This window comes from Mycobacterium sp. 1164966.3 (genome assembly GCF_001665395.1).
Taxonomy (GTDB): Bacteria; Actinomycetota; Actinomycetes; order Mycobacteriales; family Mycobacteriaceae; genus Mycobacterium.
Window position 1 is genome coordinate 75,638 of sequence record NZ_LZSG01000011.1, and the last position, 6,506, is coordinate 82,143.

General features: G+C 65.8%; 7 protein-coding genes. 3 read left to right on the forward strand and 4 right to left on the reverse strand.

The window, feature by feature from the left end; genetic code table 11:
• Positions 1-3: 3 nt before the first annotated feature.
• Positions 4-1,068, reverse strand: coding sequence for a DUF2330 domain-containing protein (locus A9W99_RS05415; protein ID WP_067374608.1), 1,065 nt, complete (start codon positions 1,066-1,068; stop codon positions 4-6).
• Positions 1,069-1,141: 73 nt separating this feature from the next.
• Between A9W99_RS05415 and A9W99_RS05420 the strand changes: the two genes are divergently transcribed.
• On the forward strand, positions 1,142-2,404 hold the full coding sequence (locus A9W99_RS05420; RefSeq protein ID WP_067374574.1) for a cytochrome P450: 1,263 nt from the start codon (positions 1,142-1,144) through the stop codon (positions 2,402-2,404).
• A gap of 31 nt (positions 2,405-2,435) precedes the next feature.
• Here A9W99_RS05420 and A9W99_RS05425 read toward each other — a convergent pair whose 3' ends face one another.
• Positions 2,436-2,843 (reverse strand): hypothetical protein, encoded by a 408-nt coding sequence (locus tag A9W99_RS05425; RefSeq protein ID WP_067374575.1) that lies wholly within the window; start codon positions 2,841-2,843, stop codon positions 2,436-2,438.
• Positions 2,844-2,852: 9 nt separating this feature from the next.
• Complete coding sequence (locus tag A9W99_RS05430) at positions 2,853-3,944, reverse strand: ATP-dependent DNA ligase (protein ID WP_067374578.1); 1,092 nt, start codon at positions 3,942-3,944, stop codon at positions 2,853-2,855.
• A gap of 37 nt (positions 3,945-3,981) precedes the next feature.
• On the opposite strand from A9W99_RS05430, the gene ligD reads away from it, so the two are divergent.
• Positions 3,982-5,007, forward strand: a complete 1,026-nt coding sequence (ligD, locus tag A9W99_RS05435; protein ID WP_067374581.1) for a non-homologous end-joining DNA ligase — start codon at positions 3,982-3,984, stop codon at positions 5,005-5,007.
• A gap of 37 nt (positions 5,008-5,044) precedes the next feature.
• Here ligD and A9W99_RS05440 read toward each other — a convergent pair whose 3' ends face one another.
• Positions 5,045-5,515, reverse strand: coding sequence for a MarR family winged helix-turn-helix transcriptional regulator (locus A9W99_RS05440; RefSeq protein WP_067374584.1), 471 nt, complete (start codon positions 5,513-5,515; stop codon positions 5,045-5,047).
• 101 nt (positions 5,516-5,616) lie between these two features.
• Between A9W99_RS05440 and A9W99_RS05445 the strand changes: the two genes are divergently transcribed.
• A complete protein-coding gene (locus A9W99_RS05445; protein ID WP_067374587.1) occupies positions 5,617-6,339 on the forward strand; it encodes an alpha/beta fold hydrolase in 723 nt (240 codons plus the stop codon).
• The last annotated feature ends 167 nt before the right edge of the window (positions 6,340-6,506 follow it).

The following is a 6,506-nucleotide window of genomic DNA, read 5'->3' on the forward strand; positions in this document are numbered from 1 at the left end:
GACTCAGCTCGGGGGCCCGGCCATACGCCGGCGCCGTAGCACCACAATCACCACCACGGCTGTGAGGACAGCGCCAAACAGCAGCACTACGAACAAGATTGGCTCGATCGGGATGCCGACGTCGCGGTCGACGTAGACCACTTGCCGGTAGGGATCGTCATTGGCTGCGTTACCGAACTCGAAGTCCGACGTGATCTGCGCCGGTTTGGGGATATCGATCTGCATCTTGGTCAGATAGGCGCCGTGGTTTCCGGCCAGCTCGCGCAGCAACGGGTCGCGTACGGCGCCGGACACATTGCCGGCGAACTGGACCTGGCTGGTCTGGCCGGAGGCGTCGGCGTCGGTGCGCTGCTGGCGGTGGTCGGTCAGCGTGAAGATGGTGACTCGCTGCGCGGCTGGCGCGGCGACGGACAGACGCATCGGGTAGACCAGTCGCGGCGACTGGAAGGTCATCCGCACCGGCTTGAGGCCGCCCACTATCGGAGCCGTGCTCGTCAGCCGCATGGCCACGAACGACCAGCTGTCGCGCACGTAGGGGTCCAGTGCGGCCGAGACGTTCGGCCGGATGGCATAACCGTTGTCGGCCAACCATTTCTGCAGCCCGGCCAGATCGCCGCCGGCCAGGGTGGTCGCCTCCAGCGGTCCGAGGTGCACCTGATTGAGCACGTTCGGGGCGCCGGTGGGTGCTGCCGCGCGCGGCGCGGAAGCTTCCAAGACCGACCCCAGCTTGTAGTGCCGGCGCTTCTTGATCTCCGGCGCGGTCAGCGAATCCAATTCCGTGAAGGTGGCCTTCTCGGCGGCCACGACGGTCGCCGGTGTGGGAGTGGGCACCACCAGCGCGACGTTGTCGGTACTGGCGTTCAACCCAAGCTGCATCACGATGTTCTCGGTTGAGCCATCCCAATGTACAAGAGCGACTTCATGATTCATCGTCGCCTGACCGTCGGGTGGGGGGACCAGTGCGCCGCAGGCACACGCGCGGCTCGGTGCGGCCAGCGCCAGCATCGCCATGCCTAGCATCGTGACAACGCCAAGCTGAGCCAACCGGCACGCGCGGAGCACGGTCATGGCGCACATGCTACGTGGCGGCGTGGCAGGGCGCGTCCGTTTCGGCACCGTCATGTGCAGGCACAATGTCAGGATGACGACGCGGCCTACCGAGCTGGCTGAATCCCAAGCGGCCCTGCGGCAGCTGCTGGACCCGGCCAACCGGGCTGATCCCTACTCCATCTACGCGCAATTCCGTGACCGCGGACCGCTGCACTTGGCGCAAGCGAACCTCGCCGTCTTCTCGGCTTATCGGGATTGCGACGACGTGTTGCGGCATCCGTCGTCGAGCAGTGACCGGACGAATTCGACGATCACGCAGCAACAGATCAGCGCGGGTCGGTGGGATCCTCCGCAGTTCCCGCCGGGGTTCCTGTTCCTCGACCCGCCCGATCACACCCGGCTGCGCAAGCTGGTCAGCAAGGCATTCGCCCCGAAAGTGGTGAACGCCCTGAAACCCGATATCAATGCACTGGTGGACGGATTGCTCGACCGAATCGCCGAGCGCGGCCGGTTCGATGCGGTCGCAGACTTCGCCTATCCGCTGCCGGTGGCCGTCATCTGCCGGTTGCTCGGTGTGCCACTTGAGGACGAGCCGGATTTCAGCCGCGCGTCGGCGCTGCTGGCCCAAGCACTGGACCCGTTCCTCACGTTCACCGGCGCGCCGTCGGAAGGCATGAACGAACGCATGCGGGCCGGTATGTGGCTGCGTCAGTATCTGCACGCACTGATAGAGCGGCGACGCTCGCAACCGGGCGACGATTTGATGTCGGGACTGATCGCGGTGGAGGAGTCCGGCGACCAGCTGACCGAGCAAGAGATCGTGTCCACCTGTGTCCTGCTGCTGGTCGCCGGACATGAGACGACGGTCAACCTGATCGCCAACGCCATTCTGGCGTTGCAGCGCCACCCCGGGCAGTGGGCCGCGCTGGGCGTCGACGGCACCCGGGTCTCGGCCGTCATCGAGGAAACCCTGCGCTACGACCCGCCGGTGCAGATGGTTGGGCGCACTGCGATTGACGACATGACGATTGCGGGCATCGACGTGCCCGCCGGCGACGTGATGATGCTGCTGTTGGCCGCGGCCCAACGCGACCCCGCCGAGTTCGAGCGGCCCGACGAATTCGACCCCGACCGCCCGTCGTTGCGGCACTTGGGTTTTGGGCGCGGCGCGCATTATTGCCTGGGAGCGCCGCTGGCGCGGCTGGAAGCCAGCGCGGCCCTGTCGGCGCTGACGGCGCGTTTTCCCGAGGCGCGGCTGGACGGCGAGCCGCGGTACAAGACGAACGTCACGCTGCGCGGACTGTCAACGCTGAGTCTCATTTCTTATCCGCGAGGGCGCGCAAATGTACGGTGAAACGCGGGTTTTGGTGTACATTTGCGCCCCCTCACGGGCTGGCGGCTAGCTTGATGAAAAGCGGTATGGGCGTCGCCATCTCGGCGATACCTTGCGAGTCGTAGTAGACGCCGACGGTGTACTCGCCGGCCGCAGTGACCAAAAACCGCAGTGGGTGAGTAAAGCACCGGTATTTGGAGGCATGGTCGTTATCGTCCGGCCAGTGCCACGAGGACTCGATGCTGCCCTGCCGCTTCCCGGCGGGATCCTTGCACACGATGAACAGCTGTGGGTCGTAGTCCCTACCGGCTTGCGCATGCACCACGAGGACGAGCGGAATCGTTACCTCTAACGGAATCTGCTCGACCTCAAAGGAAGTCGTGGGTATGCGCCAAGCATTGAGCGCGCCGTCCTCGTCGAGCTTGGCATCACCAGCCACCAACAGCGCGGCTACCTGCACGCCGACACCCTAATGCGCATTGCCTGGGACGAGCCCGGGGACGATATCGGTGAGACTGAAAGTCACGGGCTGTTCGAGTTGCTCGTAATTGCACGACCGCGCGTCACGGTCGGGGCGCCACCGGTTGAACTGCGCCGTGTGGCGGAACCGCTGACCTTCCATGTGGTCGTAGCGAACCTCGACGACGCGTTCGGGGCGCAGCGGGACGAACGAGAGGTCCTTGCCGGCATTCCAGCGGGAGAATTCGTTCTTGCGCGGGGTTCGCTCACCGGCCTCGTGTGCCGCCCAATTCCACGGGTGGTCGTCGAAGCTGGTGACCAGCGGCTGCAATTCGGTGAACAGCCGGCGCCGCTCGGCCATCGGGAAGGCGCCGATGACTCCAACCGACGCCAGCTGGCCGTCATCTTGGTAAAGCCCCAGCAACAGTGAGCCGATCGTGTCGCCGCCGGACTTGTGCACCCGATAGCCCGCCACCACGCAGTCGGCGGTCCGCTCGTGTTTGATCTTGAACATGACGCGCTTGTCCGGTTGATAGGAGATGCTCAGCGGCTTGGCGACGACGCCGTCGAGGCCCGCTCCTTCGAACTCGGAGAACCAGCGTTGCGCGGTGGCGAGATCGGTGGTGGCCGGCGTGACGTGGATCGAAGGGCCGGAGCCATCCAGTGTTTCGACGAGTGCGGCGCGACGCTCGCTGAACGGTCGCTTCATGTAGTCGTCGTCGCCGAGGGCCAGCAAGTCGAACGCGATGAACGACGCCGGTGTGTGCTCGGCAAGCATCCGGACTCGCGAATCAGCGGGATGGATGCGTTGCTGCAGCGCCTCGAAATCCAGACTGGCGCCGGTGGCTCGCGATGTGGCTATGACGATCTCGCCGTCGATCACGCAGCGTCGCGGCAGCTCGGCCTTGACCGCGGCGACCAGTTCGGGGAAGTAGCGGGTCATCGGCCGCTCGTTGCGGCTGCCCAGCTCGACCTCATCGCCATCGCGAAAACAGATGGACCTGAAGCCATCCCACTTGGGCTCATAGGACGCGTCCGGTGGGATCGACTTGACTGACTTGGCCAGCATCGGCGAAACCGGTGGCGTAACGGGTAAGTCCATTCGTCCATTCTGGCGCGCGGCATGCTGGAATCCAGATATGGCCGCTGCAGCAGAAGAAGTCGACGTCGACGGCATCGCCGTCCGGCTGACCAACCGGGACAAGGTGTATTTCCCCAAGCTCGGGTCGAACGGCACCAAGGGCCGGCTGGTGGAGTACTACCTCGCCGTGGCGGGGGGGCCGATGCTGGCCACGTTGCGCGACCGGCCCACTCACCTGCAGCGCTTTCCGGAGGGCATTGACGGCGAGGAGATCTACCAAAAGCGGGTTCCGCAGCGTCATCCCGACTATCTCGAGACCTGCCGGGTGACCTTCCCGTCGGGCCGCACCGCCGACGCGCTGAAGGTCACCCACCCCGCGGCCATTGTGTGGGCGGCGCAGATGGGCACCATCACGCTGCACCCCTGGCAGGTCCGTTGCCCCGACACCGAACATCCCGACGAATTGCGCATCGACCTGGACCCGCAGCCCGGCACCGATTTTGAACAAGCCCGTGCGGTGGCCGTCGACGTGCTGCGGCCGCTACTTGACGAACTCGGTCTGGTCGGATTTCCGAAGACGTCCGGGGGCCGCGGGATCCACGTGTTTCTGCGGATCGCCACCGACTGGGATTTCATCGAGGTCCGCCGCGCCGGCATTGCCCTGGCCCGCGAGGTGGAGCGGCGCGCGCCGGAGGTGGTCACCACGTCATGGTGGAAGGAAGAGCGTGGCCGGCGCATCTTCATCGACTTCAACCAGAACGCCCGCGACCGAACTATGGCGTCGGCGTATTCGGTGCGGCGCACCCCCATCGCGACCGTGTCGACGCCGCTGACTTGGGACGACCTGGCCGGCGCCGACCCCGACGACTACACCATGGCCACCGTGCCCGACCTGGTGCGGCGTCGCGACGACCCCTGGGCCGGCATGGACGAAGTCGCCCAGTCGATTGCCCCGTTGCTGGACATGGCCGCGGCCGACGAAGAGCGCGGACTCGGCGACATGCCGTATCCGCCGAACTACCCCAAGATGCCGGGCGAGCCGAAGCGAGTGCAGCCCAGCAAGGACAGGGATTTGAACAGGTAGAACTCGCTCGCATCGGTCGTTTACCGAGCTGGGGCGTCTAGCCCGCCGAGCTCTTGTCGGTGATCCGGCGTTGCAACGCCTGTCCGGCCGGAAGCTGTTTCACGAGAGCGCGTAGCGCCGGCAGCGCTGCAGCGACCTGGTCGTCGCTCAAGGTGAAGCCCATGGCTTTATAGAGGTCCTGTTCGATCTGGCTCACGGTTCGCGCGGCGGCGACGCCCGCCGGCGTGAGCGACAGCAGCGTGGTTCGCCGGTCTGACGAGCCAACCGTCGACTCCACGAGGCGCTTCTGGGCGAGCGTGCTCATCAGCCTGCTCGGGCTACCGCCTTCACATACCAGACGCTGGCCTATGTCTTTCACGGTCAGCGGTCTGGTTGCATCACGCAGGACAGCGATCGCCTCGGCCTGCGAAGGGGTCAGATCGTGTGGCTTGAGCGCCGTCGTCAGCGCCCGCGCACCTTCCCGCTGGGCGGCCAGGACGAGGTAACGGAATTCCTCAATTGAGTCCATCGTCACAGTATATACGCATTAGATGACGCGTCATGTAATCTCGTGACGTGTCACCTAATAGAACTGAAGGTGACGCATCACTCCACCGAAAGAAGGCCACGATGCCAACCGCCAAACCAACGCTCGTCACAGTCCCCTGCTTTTCCGGCGCTCCCTGGGACGAACGGCAACTCGCCCCACTCAAAGCCGCCTACCCGGTGCGCACCATGCGTCTCCCCGAAGGGCTCGACGACGTCGAGCGCTATGCCGACTTCCTCGCCGCGCAGATCGAGGGACTCTCGAACTATGTACTCGTCGGCGACTCATACGGCGCCGTCATCAGCCTCACACTCGCGCTGCGACAGCCAACCGGTCTGCGTGGACTGGTCCTGTCCGGCGGGTTTGCCGCCAACCCCCTCCCGAGTTGGAAGAACACAGCCGGCCGCGCCTCGCACTACGTCCGCGGATCGCTCTATCGCACCGGCACGCTGCGCTACCACGCCCGCAGCCTCGCCTCGAAGTTCGACCGCGATGCCGAGGTTCCACACACCAAGGACGACTACCGCCAGTTGTTCATCGAGAACACCCCGGCAGGCTCCTACAGCGCACGGGTCGCCAGCGTCATCTCCTTCGATGTGCGTGATCAGCTCGCCAAGGTCAACGTTCCCACCCTGCTCATCACCCCGGAAGATGACCAACTCGTCGGGGACCAAGCCGCTCGGGAACTACGCCAGGGACTCCCGAACGCTCGTGAGGTCGTACTCCCCAAGACCGGGCACATGTTCCGCTTCACCCACCCCAGCGTTTACGGCCACACCATCCTTGAGTTCGTCCAAGAGGTTTGAGATCGCGCTACCGGGACTTGACCGTTGAGACCACGAAGTGGGGGGGGGGGGCGGGCCCCCCCCCCCCCCCCCGCCCCCCCCCCCGGGGGCCCCCCCGGCGGGGGGAGCCCCTGGGCCGGCCCGCCCCCCCGGGCCCCCCGGGGGCGGGGGGGGCCGGGGGCGAGGAG

Coding starts and splice junctions, on each gene's coding strand:
- A9W99_RS05440 (WP_067374584.1), bottom strand. CDS start 5,515: ATGGACTCAATTGAGGAATTCCGTTACCTCGTCCTGGCCGCCCAGCGG.
- A9W99_RS05430 (WP_067374578.1), bottom strand. CDS start 3,944: ATGGACTTACCCGTTACGCCACCGGTTTCGCCGATGCTGGCCAAGTCA.
- A9W99_RS05415 (WP_067374608.1), bottom strand. CDS start 1,068: ATGACCGTGCTCCGCGCGTGCCGGTTGGCTCAGCTTGGCGTTGTCACG.
- A9W99_RS05420 (WP_067374574.1), top strand. CDS start 1,142: ATGACGACGCGGCCTACCGAGCTGGCTGAATCCCAAGCGGCCCTGCGG.
- A9W99_RS05445 (WP_067374587.1), top strand. CDS start 5,617: ATGCCAACCGCCAAACCAACGCTCGTCACAGTCCCCTGCTTTTCCGGC.
- ligD (WP_067374581.1), top strand. CDS start 3,982: ATGGCCGCTGCAGCAGAAGAAGTCGACGTCGACGGCATCGCCGTCCGG.